Origin of the sequence: Rhodococcus sp. 14-2470-1b (genome assembly GCF_002259415.1) — a bacterium.
GTDB lineage: Bacteria > Actinomycetota > Actinomycetes > Mycobacteriales > Mycobacteriaceae > Rhodococcoides.
On record NZ_NPFY01000035.1, the window covers coordinates 76,990 to 95,006 of the forward strand.

Annotated in this window: 15 protein-coding genes and 1 tRNA gene; 10 read left to right on the plus strand and 6 right to left on the minus strand. The window is 64.6% G+C overall.

Annotation, left to right across the window (positions count from 1 at the left end; all coding sequences use genetic code 11):
- Positions 1 to 14: 14 nt before the first annotated feature.
- Together CH293_RS23550 and CH293_RS23555 are read left to right on the plus strand one after the other, a co-directional pair.
- Positions 15 to 233 (plus strand): DUF5703 family protein, encoded by a 219-nt coding sequence (locus CH293_RS23550; protein WP_037113436.1) that lies wholly within the window; start codon positions 15 to 17, stop codon positions 231 to 233.
- Between the two features lie 15 nt (positions 234 to 248).
- The gene (locus CH293_RS23555; RefSeq protein ID WP_094721652.1) at positions 249 to 1,316 is read left to right on the plus strand and encodes a quinone-dependent dihydroorotate dehydrogenase; all 1,068 of its coding nucleotides are present in this window, start codon (positions 249 to 251) and stop codon (positions 1,314 to 1,316) included.
- A 107-nt stretch (positions 1,317 to 1,423) separates the two neighbouring features.
- On the opposite strand, the gene CH293_RS23560 is transcribed toward CH293_RS23555, so the two are convergent.
- On the minus strand, positions 1,424 to 1,951 hold the full coding sequence (locus CH293_RS23560; protein WP_037113243.1) for a YbhB/YbcL family Raf kinase inhibitor-like protein: 528 nt from the start codon (positions 1,949 to 1,951) through the stop codon (positions 1,424 to 1,426).
- A 28-nt stretch (positions 1,952 to 1,979) separates the two neighbouring features.
- Entirely contained in the window at positions 1,980 to 3,341 is a 1,362-nt protein-coding gene (locus tag CH293_RS23565) for a M20/M25/M40 family metallo-hydrolase (protein WP_080733083.1), read from the minus strand.
- Between the two features lie 139 nt (positions 3,342 to 3,480).
- Between CH293_RS23565 and CH293_RS23570 the strand changes: the two genes are divergently transcribed.
- From CH293_RS23570 to CH293_RS23590, 5 genes are all read left to right on the plus strand, one after another.
- Positions 3,481 to 3,569: transfer RNA gene (locus tag CH293_RS23570), tRNA-Leu, on the plus strand.
- A 132-nt stretch (positions 3,570 to 3,701) separates the two neighbouring features.
- Positions 3,702 to 5,234 carry an SDR family oxidoreductase gene (locus CH293_RS23575; RefSeq protein WP_094721738.1) on the plus strand — a complete coding sequence of 511 codons (1,533 nt, stop codon included), beginning with the start codon at positions 3,702 to 3,704 and terminating at the stop codon, positions 5,232 to 5,234.
- An 83-nt stretch (positions 5,235 to 5,317) separates the two neighbouring features.
- The gene (locus tag CH293_RS23580; protein ID WP_094721653.1) at positions 5,318 to 6,814 is read left to right on the plus strand and encodes a glutamate-cysteine ligase family protein; all 1,497 of its coding nucleotides are present in this window, start codon (positions 5,318 to 5,320) and stop codon (positions 6,812 to 6,814) included.
- A 16-nt stretch (positions 6,815 to 6,830) separates the two neighbouring features.
- Positions 6,831 to 7,211, plus strand: a complete 381-nt coding sequence (locus CH293_RS23585; protein WP_037113236.1) for a DUF2784 domain-containing protein — start codon at positions 6,831 to 6,833, stop codon at positions 7,209 to 7,211.
- A gap of 20 nt (positions 7,212 to 7,231) precedes the next feature.
- On the plus strand, positions 7,232 to 8,497 hold the full coding sequence (locus CH293_RS23590) for a trans-acting enoyl reductase family protein (protein WP_037113235.1): 1,266 nt from the start codon (positions 7,232 to 7,234) through the stop codon (positions 8,495 to 8,497).
- Positions 8,498 to 8,522: 25 nt separating this feature from the next.
- Here CH293_RS23590 and proP read toward each other — a convergent pair whose 3' ends face one another.
- On the minus strand, positions 8,523 to 10,007 hold the full coding sequence (proP, locus tag CH293_RS23595; protein WP_037113234.1) for a glycine betaine/L-proline transporter ProP: 1,485 nt from the start codon (positions 10,005 to 10,007) through the stop codon (positions 8,523 to 8,525).
- Between the two features lie 215 nt (positions 10,008 to 10,222).
- Between proP and CH293_RS23600 the strand changes: the two genes are divergently transcribed.
- Positions 10,223 to 11,284 carry a nucleoside hydrolase gene (locus tag CH293_RS23600; RefSeq protein WP_176460096.1) on the plus strand — a complete coding sequence of 354 codons (1,062 nt, stop codon included), beginning with the start codon at positions 10,223 to 10,225 and terminating at the stop codon, positions 11,282 to 11,284.
- Positions 11,285 to 11,292: 8 nt separating this feature from the next.
- Here CH293_RS23600 and meaB read toward each other — a convergent pair whose 3' ends face one another.
- Genes meaB through CH293_RS23615 form a run of 3 tightly spaced genes read right to left on the minus strand, consistent with a single transcriptional unit; the run spans position 11,293 to position 16,474 of the window.
- Complete coding sequence (gene meaB / locus CH293_RS23605; RefSeq protein ID WP_094721655.1) at positions 11,293 to 12,297, minus strand: methylmalonyl Co-A mutase-associated GTPase MeaB; 1,005 nt, start codon at positions 12,295 to 12,297, stop codon at positions 11,293 to 11,295.
- Positions 12,298 to 12,299: 2 nt separating this feature from the next.
- Positions 12,300 to 14,582: a methylmalonyl-CoA mutase gene (gene scpA, locus CH293_RS23610; RefSeq protein ID WP_037113229.1), complete on the minus strand. Its 2,283-nt coding sequence runs from the start codon at positions 14,580 to 14,582 to the stop codon at positions 12,300 to 12,302.
- Between the two features lie 2 nt (positions 14,583 to 14,584).
- The gene (locus CH293_RS23615; RefSeq protein WP_094721656.1) at positions 14,585 to 16,474 is read right to left on the minus strand and encodes a methylmalonyl-CoA mutase family protein; all 1,890 of its coding nucleotides are present in this window, start codon (positions 16,472 to 16,474) and stop codon (positions 14,585 to 14,587) included.
- A 99-nt stretch (positions 16,475 to 16,573) separates the two neighbouring features.
- Between CH293_RS23615 and CH293_RS23620 the strand changes: the two genes are divergently transcribed.
- A complete protein-coding gene (locus CH293_RS23620) occupies positions 16,574 to 17,341 on the plus strand; it encodes a TVP38/TMEM64 family protein (protein ID WP_255122967.1) in 768 nt (255 codons plus the stop codon).
- Between the two features lie 31 nt (positions 17,342 to 17,372).
- Positions 17,373 to 17,990, plus strand: a complete 618-nt coding sequence (locus CH293_RS23625) for a hypothetical protein (protein WP_037113227.1) — start codon at positions 17,373 to 17,375, stop codon at positions 17,988 to 17,990.
- The last annotated feature ends 27 nt before the right edge of the window (positions 17,991 to 18,017 follow it).

Below are 18,017 nucleotides of genomic sequence, written 5' to 3' on the forward strand. Positions count from 1 at the left end.
GCACACGCAGCAGAATGCCTGCGGAGTGGGAGTCCGGGTCCGACGACTGGGAGTACATTCCGTTGCGTCTGCCGCCTGATGTCACACGGGTGACCGCATCCATGAGACTGGCGATCCAAGCCGAGTTCGGCGGCTGGGAACTCTCCCGTGTGCGCCTGTACACCGACGGCAGCCGCAAGGTACTGCTCAAACGTAAGAAAACTGCACACCACATCCCGGACCCGGGAATCTAGGTCGAAAGAAGGCTCGTGTACCGCGCTCTGCTTCGCTTGATGTTCCTTGTCTCCCCGGAACGCATTCACCATCTCGCGTTCTTCGCGATGCGCGCAGCAACGGCGTGGTCACCGATCCGCGCGCTCGTGGCGAAGGTCCTCGTCGTGAACGATCCCGCCCTGAAGAGCACCGCGTTCGGCGTCGACTTCGCAACTCCACTCGGACTTGCCGCAGGTTTCGACAAGAACGCCGACGGAGTCGACGTGTGGGGTCCGCTCGGATTCGGCTTCGCCGAGATCGGCACGGTGACCGCACAGGGACAACCGGGCAACCCGCAGCCACGACTGTTCAGGCTGCCCGCCGACCGCGCACTGATCAACCGCATGGGCTTCAACAACCACGGCGCCGGCCACGCGGCGAACGCTCTGCGTCATCGCCGTGGGGGCATTCCCATCGGGGCGAACATCGGCAAGACGAAGGTGACTCCCGCGTCCGAAGCCGCAGCGGACTACACCGCCAGTGCGACTCTCCTCGGGCCACTCGCGGACTTCGTCGTGGTGAACGTCAGTTCCCCCAACACTCCAGGTCTTCGCGACCTTCAAGCAGTGGAATCGTTGCGTCCGATCCTGTCGGCCGTCCAAGCGGTCGTATCGGTACCGGTGCTGGTCAAGATCGCACCGGACCTTCTCGACGAGGACATCGACGCGGTCGCCGACCTCGCCGTCGAACTCGGTCTCGACGGAATCGTGGCTACCAACACGACGATCGGCCGCTCCGGGTTGCGGACGCCGGCCGACGCGGTGGACACCATCGGGGCCGGCGGACTGTCCGGTGCACCACTGGCCGATCGGTCCTTGGATGTCCTCAGGAAGCTGTACACCCGTGTCGGAGGATCCATCGCACTGGTATCGGTCGGAGGAATCGAGACACCCGATCAGGCATGGGAACGCATCACGGCCGGCGCGTCACTGGTTCAGGGCTATACCGGTTTCATCTATGGCGGGCCGTTCTGGATGCGGTCGATCAACCGAGGGATCGCGAAGCGACTCCGTGCCGAAGGATTCGACACTCTCGCCGACGCGGTGGGCTCTGCACACAGATAAATCCGGACATCTGCCAAATCCGAACATCTGCGAAATCGGACGACGGCACTGGGAACTGCGCCCGTTCCGCCCGCACCACAGCGGGCGGAACGGGCGCAGTCGTACGCTCAGGCTTCGTAGGTCGCGGTCAGCAGTGCCCTGCCGATCGCATGTGAGAACAGGTTGAATCCTAGGTAGGCCGGCGTCGCTGTCTCGTCGACCTCCAGTCTTTCCACATCGACGGCGTGCACCGCGAAGATGTAGCGGTGAGGTCCGTGACCGGCGGGGGGTGCAGCGCCGATGTAGCGGAACAGCCCCGCGTCGTTCTTCAGCGTCAGCGCTGTACTCGGGATGCCGGTGCCGCCGTCATCTCCTGCACCGGACACGAGCGACGTCGTCGATACCGGGATGTTCGCCACTGCCCAATGCCAGAATCCGGAGGCGGTGGGCGCGTCCGGGTCGTAGGCGGTGACGACGAAGCTCTTGGTCTCGTCGGGGAATCCGGACCACGACAACTGAGGTGAATTGTCGTGGCCGCCTGCACCCATGATGCCGCTGACCTGCTGCGTCGCCAAAGTTCCACCATCGGTGACGTCTTCTGACGTCAGCTCGAACGTGGCAAGCGACGGGAGTGATGCATAGGGGTCGTACGTCACGTGATCAGCCCTCTCGATGTATTTCTTTTCAGCTGTGGAGCAAGAAGTGTTCCAATACCTGTGTACCGAACTCGAGCGAACTGACGGGTACCCGCTCGTCCACGCCGTGGAAAAGTGCCGCGAAATCCAGTTCGGGTGGCAGTTTCAGCGGTGCGAAACCGAAGCACCTGATACCCAGCTTTGCGAACGCTTTCGCATCGGTGCCACCGGACAGCATGTAGGGGACGGTTCGACCGTTCTCGTCGTGGGCAAGCACGGCATCGTTCATCGCGTCGACGAGGTGCCCGTCGAACGTCGTCTCGTAGGAGTCGAGTTTGGTCACCCATTCCCGCTCGACGTTGGGCCCGATCAGCTCGTCGACCTCGCGTTCGAACTCGGCCTGCCTGCCGGGAACGACACGGCAGTCGACCATGGCTTCTGCGGTCTGGGGGATGACGTTGGCCTTGTAACCGGCCTTCAGCATCGTCGGGTTGGCGGTGTCCCGAAGCGTGGCACCGACGATCCGCGCGATGCTTCCGAGCTTCTGTAGCGTGCCGTCGAGGTCGGGCGAGGTCGGGTCGAAGTCGAGCCCCGTTTCCTCGGCTACCGCGGACAGGAACTCCGCGACGGAGTCGGAGATGACCAGCGGAAAGGTGTGGTTGCCCAACTTCGCGACCGCTTCCGCGAGGTAGGTGACGGCGTTCTCGTCGTGCAGGAACGATCCGTGGCCGGCGCGAGCTTTGGCGGTCAGCTTCATCCACCCGAGACCTTTCTCCGCCGTCTCGACCATGTAGAGCCGCTTCTCGGTGCCGTCCGGTCTGGCGACGGTCAGAGAGAACCCTCCTACCTCGCCGACGGCTTCGGTGACGCCTTCGAACAGGTCGGGACGATGCTCGACGAGCCACTGCGAACCCCACCGTCCGCCGTTCTCCTCGTCGGCGAGAAACGCGAACATGATGTTGCGCGGTGGCACCGTGCCGTTGGATTTGAACTGCCGTGCCAACGCGAGCGCCATACCGACCATGTCCTTCATGTCCACGGCACCGCGGCCCCAGACGTATCCGTCCTCGACGGCGCCGGAGAACGGATGAACGCTCCAGTCGGCCGGTTCGGCCGGAACGACGTCGAGGTGACCATGAATCAGCAACGTCCCTCTGCTGGGGTCCGCGCCCGGCAGCGTCGCGAAGACGTTGCCGCGACCGGGTGCGCCGGACTCGACGTATTCGGTGTCGTATCCCACTTCCTGAAGCTTGTGCGCAACCCACTCGGCGCACTCCTTCTCGCCCTTGGTCGTCGCGAGTTCCCCGGTGTTCGACGTGTCGAATCTGATCAGCGAACTGACGAGATCCACGACCTCGTCGAGCGCGGTGGTGTGTACGGGACTGGCAGGTGAATTATCGGAAGAAGACACATCACTTTCCTACCACCAGTCTTCGGGCGTCGGGCGAACTGACGTGCGGATTTGGGCGATCGGGCACCCTTGCTATATCTTTGTCGAGCACGCAGCGAGCGGGTGTGCGAACAACTGAACAACATCTGAAGAACATCTGGTCCGAGTGGCGGAATGGCAGACGCGCTAGCTTGAGGTGCTAGTGTCCTATTAACGGACGTGGGGGTTCAAGTCCCCCCTCGGACACCAGGGATCGAGAAGATCCGAGATTTCTGAGTTGAGACAGACGACATAGACCCCGATTCCAGCGGAATCGGGGTCTATGTCGTTGTGTGGGCCTGCGTTGACGACGGTGCGGGCGCAGTGCGAAAGGACAAACCGATGACCGATCCCGAGTTCGACGCCCGGTCCGACACCGATGCCGATGCCGAATTCGATGCCGAATTCGACGCTGTTTCGACCGCCGCGGAGGGAATCGATCCCGCGGATCTCGAAGCGTGCCTACGGGTGCTGAGGCAGGCGGGATCGTTGGATAAGAATCATCCTGATTCCATTGTCGTGCAAAGGGCCTCGGGTCAGCTTTTCAAGGATTTGAAGCGCTCGCGGCGTATCGCCGCGCGCAACGCGAAGTCGGAAGCCGACCGAGCCGTCGTCGCCTCGACTGCGACCGGTTCGCCGGATCGTATCGACGACGAGACGGCCGGACTGTCGCTGACTGCACGCGCGTCGGGCGAGTACGCGGGAACGCTGATCCGCGCGCGGCCGTGCTACATCTGCAAGCAGCGGTACACCCTCGTCGACGCGTTCTATCACCAACTCTGCCCGGAGTGCGCGGCGTTCAATCGCGGAAAACGTAATGCGCGTACCGATTTGACTGGCCGACGTGCACTGCTCACCGGTGGACGCGCCAAAATCGGTATGTACATCGCTCTGCGACTGTTGCGCGACGGTGCGCACACCACGATCACGACCCGCTTTCCGAACGACGCGGTTCGTCGATTCTCGGCTATGGAGGACAGCGCCGACTGGCTGCATCGCCTTCGGGTCGTCGGCATCGATCTCCGCGATCCGGCGCAGGTGGTGGCGTTGGCGGATTCGGTGGCCGCAGAGGGCCCGTTGGACATTCTCGTCAACAACGCCGCGCAGACGGTGAAGCGCTCCCCCGGTTCCTACAGCGCACTGATCGACGCGGAATCCGAAGCGCTTCCCGCAGGTTCCGACGTCGCGACCATCTCGTTCGGTAAAACCAGCGAAGCGCATCCGGCATCACTCGCGAAATCACTGCCGCACAGCGACGACGGCGCCGTGACCGGCGAGGCGTTGTCGGCCGAGGCGGTCAGTTCCCTTGCGCTGATCGCAGGTTCGGCCACCGCGGAGCGCATCGAGAAGGGAATCGCGATCGACGCCGGTGGCCTGGTGCCGGATCTGGCGGGGACCAACAGCTGGATTCACACGGTCGAGCAGGTCGACCCTGTCGAGTTACTCGAAGTGCAACTGTGCAATTCGGTGGCTCCGTTCATTCTGGTGTCGAGGTTGCGTGCGTCGATGCAGGCGTCGACTGCCCGGCGTAAGTACGTCGTCAACGTCTCCGCGATGGAAGGGCAGTTCAGCCGCGCCTACAAGGGTCCCGGCCATCCGCACACCAACATGGCGAAGGCAGCGCTGAACATGCTGACGCGCACCAGTGCCAAGGAGATGCTCGAGCACGGCATTCTCATGAGCGCTGTGGACACCGGCTGGATCACCGACGAACGACCCCATCCGACGAAAATGCGTCTGGCCGACGAAGGCTTCCACGCACCGTTGGATTTGGTCGACGGTGCGGCTCGCGTCTACGACCCGATCGTGCAGGGCGAGCTCGGCGTGGACCTCTACGGCAAGTTCCTCAAGGACTACCAGCCGTCGCCCTGGTAGTACCCGATCGTCGACGTTTGCCCTGTCATACTCACGGATATACGAGATCCTCGGGGTACGACACGACGGGACGGTGGTCTGCGATGGGTGACGATGTCGAGCAGCGCAAGTTCACCCGGCAGGACCGGCATCGATTCCGACAGAAGGTGCAGGACTGTCTCGACGCACTCGCGATCATGCTCGCGGACGAGACGTTCGACGTCGGTGAGCCACAGATCGGCATGGAAGTCGAGCTCAACCTCGTCGACGAGAACATGGCTCCGTCCATGGCCAACGCCCAAGTGCTCGACGCCATCGCCGATCCCGATTATCAGACCGAGCTCGGGCAGTTCAACATCGAGATCAACGTGGCTCCCAGGCCGTTGTCCGGCAGCAGCATCTCGAATCTCGAGGCCGACCTTCGCCGCTCGCTGAACGAGGCGGACCGACGCGCCCGTGAATCGGGAAGCCGCCTGGTGATGATCGGGATGCTGCCGACGTTGGCGGAGAAGCACTTCGAGCATCGTTGGCTGTCCGCGAACCCCCGCTACGACCTGCTGAACCAGCAAATCTTCGCCGCCCGCGGCGAAGACATCGAATTGCACATCGGTGGAGTCCGGTTGCCCGGCGCGGACGAGCCGGAGGAACTGAAATCGATAACGGACACCATCCTGCCCGAGGCCGCGTGCACGTCCGTCCAACTCCACCTCCAGGTTGCACCCGACGACTTCGCTGCCTACTGGAATGCCGCCCAGGCTCTTGCTGGTGTGCAGGTAGCACTTGCTGCCAACTCACCGTTCCTCGCCGGACGAGCCTTGTGGCACGAGACGCGAATACCGTTGTTCGAACAGGCGACCGACACCAGGCCGCAGGAACTCAAGAATCAGGGCGTGCGCCCCCGGGTCTGGTTCGGCGAACGGTGGATCACCTCGATCTTCGACCTGTTCGAGGAGAACTCGCGCTACTTTCCTGCCCTCCTCCCCGTCTGCAGCGACGAGGACCCCGGAGCTGTTCTCGCCGACGGAGGCACGCCGTCGCTGTCGGAGCTGCGCATGCACAACGGCACCGTGTACCGGTGGAATCGGCCGATCTACGACCGATCCGGTGGAGGTCACCACATTCGCCTCGAGAACCGCGTGCTGCCCGCCGGTCCGTCCGTCGTCGACACCCTCGCCGACGCTGCGTTCTACTACGGCACGGTGCGCGCACTCGCTGACGCCGATCGCCCCTTGTGGAGCCAGATGTCGTACGACGCCGCTGCCGAGAACCTGCATTCGGCCGCGCGCGGGGGCTTCGACTCTCGGCTGTACTGGCCCGAGGTCGGTTGGGTCAGCCCGCAGGAGTTGATCCTGCGCCGGCTGCTCCCCATGGCCGACGCAGGGCTTGCGGCATACGGCGTCGGGGCCGACGTCCGCGACCGCTATCTGGGCGTGGTCGAAGCCCGCTGCCTGAGCCGACGGTCCGGCTCCGTCTGGCAGCGCGACGCCGTCGTCGCGCGGGAGAAGGCCGGACAGACACGCGAGGCAGCACTCGCGGGCATGTTGTCGGACTACGTGGCCCTGATGGGCGAGGGCGATCCCGTCCACACCTGGGCGCTCTGAGGCATACCATTCCCTCATGCTGTATCGGGCGATCGCCGACGTCACCGTGGTGGTCCACCTTGCCTTCATCGCCTATGTCGTGGTGGGCGGATTCTTCGCGTGGAAGTGGCCGCGGACGATATGGCTGCATGCTTGCGCCGCGGGCTGGGGGTTGGCGTCCGTCGCCGTCGGGATCGACTGCCCGCTGACCGCGCTGGAAAACTGGGCGCGCGTGAACTCCGGGGGCGCAGCGCTGGTGTCGACCGGTTTCATCGACCAGTACCTCACCGGAGTGATCTATCCGGACAGCGCACTCGCCGCGGTCCGAGTTGCGGTCGCGGTCACCGTGGTGGCGTCCTGGGCAGGGTTCGTGGTGCTCCGCACCCGCTCACGGGCGGTTCTTCGACTCGGTCAGTGATACGCGTTACTGTCCAGTACATGACCTCGACCGAGCCGACCGATCAACCGTCCACCGACCGCACCTACGACATCGTGGTCTACGGAGCCACCGGATTCGTCGGCCGCCTCACCGCCAAGTACCTCGCCGAGCACGCACCGAGCGGCACCAGAATTGCCCTCGCGGGACGTTCGCGGCAGAAGCTGGAGGCAACGCGGCGATCACTGCCGGGTGCCGCCACCGAGTGGCCGCTCGTCGAAGCCGACTCGACCGACCCCGACGCGCTGCGCTCACTCGCCGAGAGCACCCGCGTCGTGATCACCACGGTCGGCCCGTACGCCAAGTACGGCCTACCTCTGACGACGGTGTGCGCCGAGGCCGGGACCGACTACGTGGACCTCACCGGCGAGGTGTTGTTCGCACGCAAGAGCATCGATGCCAATCACGAGATCGCGCGACGCACCGGTGCACGCATCGTCCACTCCTGTGGGTTCGATTCGGTCCCTTCGGATCTCGGCGTGCACGTGCTCCACGCTGCCGTCGCAGCAGACGACGCAGGCGACCTGACCGACACCACGCTGGTCGTCACGTCGATGCGCGGTGGAGTCAGCGGTGGCACCGTGGATTCGCTGCGAACACAGATCGAGGAAGTCAAGAAGGACGGCTCACTGCGGCGCCTCGCAGCACGGCCGTACTCGCTGAGCCCCGACCGATCGACAGAACCGGACCTCGGCCGCCAGTCCGACGTGGTTCTGGTCAACGGCAAGGACATCGCGCCGGGCGTACGCGGATGGAAGGCGCCGTTCGTCATGGCGTCGTACAACACCCGAGTCGTACGGCGCAGCAACGCACTGCGGAACTGGGCCTACGGCACCGCGTTTCGATACCGCGAGGTCATGTCGGTCGGATCCTCCATCGCGTCGCCCGTCATCGCCGGCGCGGTATCCGCCGGGCTCGGCGCCATGGTGCTCGGTATGACGTTCCTGCCCAAGCCCGTCCTCGACCGCATTCTGCCCAAGCCGGGTGACGGGCCGAGCCCCTCCGCGCAGGAGAACGGTCACTTCACGATCGATGTCTACACCACCACGACCACCGGCGCGCACTACCGGTCGCGGGTCAAGGCGTCGGGCGACCCCGGATACAAGGCCACCTCGGTGATGCTGGGCGAATCCGCTCTCGCGCTGGTCCACGACAGGGCCGACCTGCCCGGCGGCGGGGGCGTTCTCACCCCGGCGACCGGCCTCGGTGACGCACTGGTGAACCGGCTACGTGCTGCCGGATTCGAGATCTGGGCCAAGAAGGTCTAGACGGACCGTGTGGCCGGCGTTCGCCTCAGGCGGCGGGCGCCGGCAGCGCGGAAGCCTCGGAGTACAGCTCCTTGGCCTCGTTCGGCGAATCGACCTGGGGCGGGGATCCTTCCAGAGGTTGAGTGGCGGACTCCCTCAAGAACCCGACCGCGATCAGACCGATCACGCCGGTCAGGATCAGATAGAACGCCGGAATCATCGTGTTTCCCGTCGCGGTCACCAACGCGGAGGTCACCAGCGGTGTAGTGCCGCCGAAGAGCGACACCGACAGATTGAAGCCGATCGACAGGGCCGCATAGCGGACGCGCGTCGGGAAGAGCGCAGGAAGCGTCGAGGCACTCGGCGCGGCGAAGCACGCAAGCACGACACCGAGAACGAGACATCCCACGAGCGGGCCGAACCACCCGCTCTGCTGAACGAGCAGGAAACACGGTATCGCCAGGACGATCTGGGCCACCGCCCCGAACACGAACACCGGTTTGCGGCCGATCCAGTCCGTGAGTCGACCGACGCCGACGATGATCGACACCACGATCACCATCGCGGACAGCACGAGCAGATCGGCGCTGAGTTGGCTGCGACCGACGACCTCGGTGAAGTAGGTCGGCAGGTAGCTCGTCACCATGTAGTTGGTGACGTTGTACAGCAACACGATTCCCATGCAGATCAGCAGTGCACGCCAGTGCGTGGTGAAGATCTTGCCGATCTCGCGCGCTCCGCTCTCCTGCTGCTTGACCTTGTTGTCGTGATCGTCGAGTTGCTTGCGGAAAGCCGGGGTGTCTTCCAACTTCAGCCGCAGGTACAGCCCGATGATTCCCATGGGACCCGCGATGAAGAACGGTATGCGCCAACCCCATTCGACCATCGTGGCGTCGCCGAGGACGGCGTTGAGGATCGTCACCAGACCCGACCCCATGGCGTATCCCACGAAGGTTCCGAAATCGAGCCAGCTGCCCAGGAATCCGCGTCTCTTGTCCGGCGAGTACTCGGCGATGAACGTCGTCGCTCCCCCGTACTCGCCCCCCGTCGAGAAGCCCTGAACGAGTCGAGCAACGAGCAACAGGATCGGAGCCCAGATGCCGATGGACGCGTAACTCGGAATGAGGCCGACGGCGAGTGTGCCGATCGCCATCATGATCATGGTCGCCGCGAGGACCTTCTGGCGACCGATCCTGTCGCCCAAAGGCCCGAAGAACAGGCCACCGAGCGGACGGACCACGAACGCTGCGGCGAAGGTCGCAAACGTGCTGATCAGCTGGACTCCAGGCGACGCGTCCGGGTAGAACACCTTGCCCAGCGTGGCGGCGAGGTAGCCGTAGACACCGAAGTCGAACCATTCCATCGTGTTGCCGAGCGCCGCCGCGGAGACCGCACGCTTGAGCATCGGCTGGTCGACGACGGTGATCCCGTCCTCGGTCAGTCTCGGTTTACGGTGCATGAGTTTGGCGAACACACCGCGCCTGAGATGTTGAATGTGGTCGTGTCCCCACCGCGGATGCTCGACTGTCATTTACACAACGTTAGCCAGAGCAACAACCAGTCTTCAAACCGCGAACCGTGCGCTCGGCTCGATTTCCGGACGTATCGCCAGGTCAATGACCGATTCCGCCAATTTTGTTGCCGCCAGGGACAATTGAGATCTATCGGGCAGACCGGACATCGTCCGATCTCGTGTCGTCGACCCCGGCTCGACCGGTTCGCGTCCGAGGAAGGCACGATGACACCGTGCCTGAATCCTTACCCGACATCCGCCCGACCGTTCCCCTGATCGTCGACGTCGACACCGGTATCGACGATTCGCTCGCTCTGCTCTATCTGCTGGCAAGTCCGGAAGCGGACATTCTGTCCATCGCGTCCACAGCAGGGAACGTCCCGGTCGATCAGGTTGCCGCGAACAACCTCGCGTGGCTCGACCTGTGCCGCGCGACGGACATCGAGGTGACGCTGGGGGCACAGGCGCCCCTCGTCGCACCGTTGATGACCACGGAGGACACGCACGGACCTCAGGGCATCGGATACGCCGAGCTTCCCGTGTCGACGCGGTCTCTCTCCGCCAGAGACGCCACGACGGCCTGGGTGGAACTCGTGCGCGACCGACCGGGTGAGATCACCGGCCTGGTCACCGGACCGCTGACTAACCTGGCGACGGCCATTCGTGTCGAGCCCGACCTGCCCCGGCTTCTGAAGCGTCTGGTCGTGATGGGCGGCACCTTCTGGCATCCGGGAAACACGACACCGACCAGTGAGTGGAACATCGCCGTCGACCCGGAAGCCGCGGCGGAGGTGTTCGCTGCGTTCTCCGGTCTACCCGCAGATCGCCTCCCGATCGTCTGCCCGCTCGACGTGACCGAGACCATCGAGATGTATCCCTCGCACGTCGAGCGACTCGCGGCACGCGCCGCAAGCACACCGCGGGAGATCATCTCGGAATCGGACGCGCCCTTCACGAGATCGGCCGCATCGAACCCCGTCGTGCGTCACTTCGCCGATGCCGTCCGTTTCTACATGGAATTCCACCGCGAGCACGATCAAGGATTCCTGGCCCACATGCACGATCCGTTCGCAGCCGCCGTGGCACTGAAACCCTCGATCATCGACGTCGTTCCCGCCGTTGTGGACGTGGAACTGACCGGAACGCTGACTCGCGGAACCACCGTGGCCGATCGACGCGGGATGTGGGGCAGACCGAACAATGCGTTGATCGCGACGTCCACCGACCCGGAGGCCTTCTTCGATCAGTTGATCGACCGTGTCGGCGCACTTGCGGAACGCCTGTACCCGCGCTGACCGACAGGTCAGACGCCGTCGAACGCGTCGACGATCTCCTTCGCCGCCAGGGCGGCCGTGAGCGAACCGTCGCGAACCTGTCGTTCGACATCGCCTCGTATCGCCCGGACTGCCGGATTGGATGCCAGTCGTCGCAGCAACTGATCGTTGACCATGGTCCAGGTCCAGTCGACCTGCTGGGTGCGTCGCTTCTCCGCGAACTGACCCGCGTCCGACAACACCTGCTGATGTTTCAGCACTGTGTTCCAGAAGTCGTCGAGGCCGATCTTCTCGAGGGCACTCATCGTCAGGACCGGCGGATGCCAGATCGCGTCGTGCGGGTAGATCATCCGTAGCGCCCCCGACAGCTCGCGCGCCGCGCTCTTCGCCTCGATCGCGTGTTTGCCGTCGGCCTTGTTGACGGCCACGAGGTCGGCGAGTTCGAGAACGCCCTTCTTGATGCCCTGCAGCTGATCGCCGGTGCGCGCGAGGGTCAGAAACGCGAAGCAGTCCACCATGTTGGCCACCGTGACCTCGGACTGCCCGACACCGACGGTCTCGACGAGGATGACGTCGAAACCTGCCGCCTCGAGGAGCACGATCGTCTCGCGTGTCGCCCGTGCCACTCCTCCGAGCGTTCCCGACGTCGGGGACGGCCGGATGTACGCGTCCTTCTGAACCGCCAGGTTCGCCATTCGAGTCTTGTCACCGAGGATCGACCCACCGGTCCTCGTCGACGACGGATCCACCGCCAGCACCGCGACTCGATGCCCCTTGCCGATCAGGTACATCCCGAGTGCGTCGATGAACGTGGATTTGCCCACCCCGGGAACGCCGGTGATTCCGACGCGGTGTGAGCCACCGGCCCTGGGCAGCAACTGCAGCAGCAGCTGCTGAGCCAGGTCTCGGTGGTCGTCTCGCGTCGACTCCACCAGAGTGATCGCGCGAGCCAACCCCGACCGTTCGCCGGACAGTACCGACCTCGCGACCGCATCGATGTCGATCGTGCGACCACCTCTGTTGGGAGAACTCATGTTCAGGCAGATGCCTCGCGCGGCGCATCGGGCGGAGTGTGACCCAGCTGCACCGACAGTTTCTCCACGAGCCCGATCGCGGCGTCCGCGATCACCGTTCCCGGCGGGAAGATCGCCGCGGCGCCTGCCGCGTAGAGCTCGTCGAAGTCACCCGGAGGGATGACACCGCCGACGACGATCATGATGTCGGGGCGGTCCACCGCCGCGAGCGCTTCCCGCAGCGCGGGAACCAACGTCAGGTGGCCTGCAGCCAACGAGGACACTCCGACGACGTGAACGTCGTTGTCGGCCGCCTGACGTGCGACCTCCTCCGGAGTCTGGAACAGCGGGCCGACGTCGACGTCGAATCCGATGTCCGCGAACGCCGTCGCGATGACCTTCTGACCACGGTCGTGACCGTCCTGGCCCATCTTGCAGACCAGGACTCGCGGTCGGCGTCCCTCGTCCTCGGCGAACTGCTCGACCAGCTCGGTGGCCTTGGTCAGATTCTTCGCTTTGCCGGCTTCGTCGCGATACACACCACTGATTGTCCGGATTTCCGCCTGATGGCGCCCATAGACCTTCTCCAGCGCGTCGGAGATCTCCCCGACGGTGGCCATCTTGCGCGCTGCGTCGATGGCCAGGTGCAGCAGATTGTTCTCGAGCCCGCTCTCCGACGTCGCTGCCGCCCTGGTCAGGTTGGCCAGCGCCTCTTCGACGGCCGCGTTGTCTCGCTCGGTGCGCAGACGTGTCAGCTTCTCGATCTGTTCCGTGCGGACCTTCGAGTTCTCGACCTTGAGAACCTCGATGGTGTCGGGCTCGTCCGGGACGTACTTGTTGACGCCCACCAGCGGCTGCCGACCGGAGTCGATGCGAGCCTGGGTCCGCGCCGCGGCCTCTTCGATGCGAAGTTTCGGAATACCCTCGCCGATAGCTCGAGCCATGCCGCCCGCGGCCTCGACCTCTGCGATGTGTGCACGCGCACGATCGGCCAACTGGTGGGTGAGCCATTCGACGTAATGCGAGCCGCCCCACGGATCGATGGGGCGCACGGTGTTGGATTCCTGCTGAATCAGCAACTGAGTGTTGCGGGCGATGCGAGCGGAGAAGTCCGTGGGCAGCGCCAACGCCTCGTCGAGTGCGTTGGTGTGCAACGACTGTGTGTGGCCCTGTGTCGCCGCCATCGCCTCCACACAGGTGCGCGCGACGTTGTTGAACACGTCCTGAGCGGTGAGCGACCACCCCGAGGTCTGCGAATGTGTGCGCAAGGAACGCGATTTCGCGCTCTTCGGTTCGAACTTCTGCACCAGCTCCGACCACAGAAGGCGACCCGCGCGGAGCTTGGCGACCTCCATGAAGAAGTTCATGCCGATGGCCCAGAAGAACGACAGACGCGGCGCGAACGTGTCGATGTCCATACCCGCGTCGAGCCCGGCGCGGATGTATTCGACACCGTCGGCCAGGGTGTACGCCAGCTCCAGATCTGCTGTCGCGCCGGCTTCCTGGATGTGGTAGCCGGAGATGGAGATCGAGTTGTACTTGGGCATCTTCGCGCTCGTGTACGCGAAGATGTCCGAGATGATCCGCATCGACGGCTTCGGCGGATAGATGTAGGTGTTGCGCACCATGAACTCTTTGAGGATGTCGTTCTGGATGGTGCCCGCAAGCTTCTCGGGCGGCACACCTTGTTCCTCGGCTGCGGCGACGTACAACGCCAGAATCGGCAGGACCGCACCGTTCATCGTCATCGACACCGACACGCTGCCGAGGTCGATGCCGTCGAACAGCTGGCGCATGTCGTAGATGGAATCGATGGCAACACCCGCCATTCCGACGTCGCCCTGCACGCGTGGATGATCCGAGTCGTACCCACGGTGCGTCGCGAGGTCGAACGCGACGGACAGACCTTTCTGACCGGCGGCGAGATTACGGCGATAGAACGCATTGGATTCCGCCGCCGTCGAGAAGCCGGCGTACTGCCGAATGGTCCACGGCTGGTTGACGTACATCGTCGGGTACGGTCCGCGCACGAACGGCGGGGTTCCGGGATAGCTGCCCAGCGGGTACCCCTGCGCCTCCACCTCGTCGCGATCGACCTTGGTGTACACCGGTTTCACATCGATACCCTCGGGAGTGGACCACACGACCTGCTCGGCGGTGTAGTTGTTCGCTGCCGCACCGGCCTCGATGTGTGCTGTCACGTCTTCGGCCGTCGGCGCGGCGTCAGCACGTGTCGACGGATCCTTCAGCGGCACATCGGCGAAACTGCCGATGACGTGCGACGTACGAGAGTCATGAGTGGTCATCGTCAGGCTCCCAGGTAATCGAGAAGATCGGTCAACACGGCAACAGCGTCGACCTTGGCGGTGAGGAAGTCGTCAGGGCGGCTCGCATCGTCGACACCGGAATCAGCGTCGGGGCGGCCGAAGACCTTCTCGGGCCCGGCGAGAAGAACACGCTCGATTCCCGCTCGACGCAATGCAAGTACCGCCGGTCCCGCTTCGTCGACGTACCGCTGGTCGGTACCGCACAGCACCGCCACCCGTGCTCCGGAACTGTGCACCGCGTCCGCGATCGTATCGGTGGTCAGTGGCCCCGGGTTCTCGGTGTGGATTCCACCGGATGCAAGGAGGTTGGCCGCGAAGGTCGTTCGCACGTTGTGCTCGGCAACCGATCCGATCGGTGCCAGAAGCGCAAGTGGACGCACATCGTGTTGGAGCAGGTAGGCATCCGACCGGTCTCGCAGCGCCTCGAACGCAGCGCCGTACCGGGCGACGGTGGCGGCAGGTTGGGGCGGTATCGGCGCCTCGGCCAGGTTCGGGAACTCGTTCACTCCGGTCAACGGCGTACGCCGGTGCGCGACGTCGGAATCGCGCTGCGCCTTCGTCTGGTCTATGGCAACCGCCATCGACCCCGAGTCGAGCGCGGCGAGATACCCTCCGTCGGATTCGATGCTCTGGGTGAACTCCCACGCTCTCGCCGCAAGGTCGTCGGTGAGCTTCTCGATGTACCAGGACCCGGCACCCGGATCGAGCACCCTCCCCAAATGCGATTCCTCGAGCAACAGCAGCTGCGTGTTGCGAGCGATCCTGGCCGCAAAGGTCTTCGACACTCCGGCAGCGCCACCGTCGAGGGCAGCGTCGAAGGGCAGCACGGTCACCGCGTCTGCCCCACCGATGCCTGCACCGAACGTAGCAAGCGTGGTACGCAGCATGTTCACCCACGGATCACGCTGGCTCATCATCGCCTCGGAGGTGACGGCGTGTTGCGGGGCGCCGCCCGCGTCCGGCGCGCCGATGACCTGAGCCACCCGCGCCCACGCCATTCGAGCTGCACGGAACTTTGCGATCGTCTGGAATTGGTCGTCCGTGGCGGCGAAACGGAACTCGATCTGCCCCAGAGCCTGCTCGGCCGTCAACCCTGCTGCGGTCAGCGCACGCAGGTATTCCAATCCGGCCGCGACCGATGCACCCACCTCCTGGGTATCGCTCGCTCCGGCATTGTGAAACACGGTGCCGTCCACCGTGATCGCGCGCACGGTCTCGGGACGAGCCTCGGAGCGAACGGCGAGCGCGACCGCATCGTCGACGCTCACAGCGCCGACACCGGCGAATCGGGCCGTCAGCGGCGCAGCGCCCAAGCGGATGTCGACAGCGGCACGGTCTTCGAGCTTCGAGGAATCCGCCACCGCGAAGATCGCGTCGGCTGCCGCGGCGACGTCCGACCCGGCGTCGACGACCACCGGAGCCAGATCCAACAGAACACCGTCCAGCGCACGCGCTACCCCGGTCGCCGGAAGTCCGGATCCACCGATCGAGAGCCACACTCCACTGATTCCGTTGTTCAACCCGTCCAGAATGGACTCGTTGATGGACTCCGGGTCGGAGTTCCCTGCACCGAACTTCGCACTGACAGTCCAGCCGGCGTTCACGTCGCGAGTACGGTCACGGCCACGAACGAACGGGTGGACGCCCGGCAGCGGATGTTCCGGTTGCTCGTCGCGCACACCGTAGAGCGGCGCGATCGAGACTCCGTCGTAGGTCACTGCGTCGAGCATGTGCTCCGCATCGACCGGAAGGTCCGCGACGTCCACTCGTCTCGACTTCGCGAGGACGCCCGCGACGGCCTTCTGCCACACGACATACGCACTGATGGAAGCGTCATCTTGCGAAGCGCTCTCTGGTGAAGCAACGGACACAGTGACTGCTCCCTCGACTCGATCGGCACGCAGATCGACAAATTACGACGTCTGTGATGTTAACCGCGATTGTTGGAAGACTATCGTGAGGATCACCTCATGCCTGCGCGGGCATCGGGTTCGGCAAGCGTCGCTGCCGGGCGGTTGCCGGTACTGTCGGCGAATGTGAAGAGGCGCTTTCGAGACCCCCGGCTCATCGGCCTCGTTCTCCTTCTCCTGGTCCTCGCTCTCGCTGCAGCTTTCACGCCACATCCGTCCGTCGCTCAGATCCGCGAGTGGTCGCATTCGATCGGTCCCGCGTTCCCACTCGTGTTCTTCGCCGTGCACGCACTGGTCACGGTTGCCCCGATCCCTCGTACGCTCTTCACCCTTGCCGCGGGCGTCTTGTTCGGGTCGGTGACCGGCATCGTGGTCACCGTCGGCGCGTCCACGGTCAGCGCGGTGATCGCGCTGCTCATGGTCCGGGCAGTAGGTCGGGAATGGTTCGCAACCAGGATGACCCACCCGGCGGTCAAGGCCATCGACGACAGCCTGGCTCGCCGAGGCTGGCTCGCGGTGGGCTCGCTGCGGTTGATCGCGCCCGTTCCGTTCTCGGTGGTCAACTACTGCTGCGGGGTGTCGTCGATTCGCATCGCCCCGTTCGCGTTGGCCACTGCCGTCGGGGTCGTGCCCGGAACAGTGGGCATCGTGGTGCTGGGCGATGCGCTGGGCGGGAACGCCGATCCGGTGATGCTCGCGTTGTCGGCGTCCTGCATTGCACTGGGCGTGCTGGGCCTGATCGTGGACTGGCGCCTGACGACGCGCGGTCGAACCCGGGCACGTCAAGCCGTGGAGCTTGATATTCAGGAGTCAAGTCAAAAACGTTGACTTGCATATTTCAAGGCACTAGCCTTGACGAATGTTTGTCATGACGATCGATCAGCGTGGAAGCCGACGCGAACGCGATCGCGTCGAAGACCTACTCGAGGCCATGCACGGCGTGCCGCTCCTCCGTCCGTTCGACCGAACCGCGGGCGACGAGGTTCAGGCCGTCGTGGAGAACTCGCCCACCGGAGCGCGCACCGTCGTCGACGTCGCACTACGCCTCGCCCGCGAACAGCACTGGAGTATCGGCATCGGAGTCGGCGCCGTCGAACTCCCGCTCCCCACCACCACCCGGGCCGGACGAGGACACGCGTTCGAAGCAGCCCGTGACGCCGTGACCCGAGCCAAGAACGCACCGGGTGGCGTCGCAGTCGCCAGCGCACGCGACGATCTCGCCGCCGCCGCAGCGGACGCCGAGACAGCACTGATACTGGTCGCACTGCTCGTCACCGACCGAACCGAGCAAGGCCACGCCGCAGTGGACCTCATGACTGCCGGCCACACGCAGACCAGCGCCGCCGAGATACTCGGCATCAGCAAGCAAGCGATGTCACAGAGATTGTCGGTGGCGAGGTGGAGTATCGAATCGGGCGGGCGAACACTGGCCGAACATCTACTGAGCGACCTGTCCGGTCACGAGGACCGACTGTGACGGCTCGGCACGGCAGGCACATTCGAG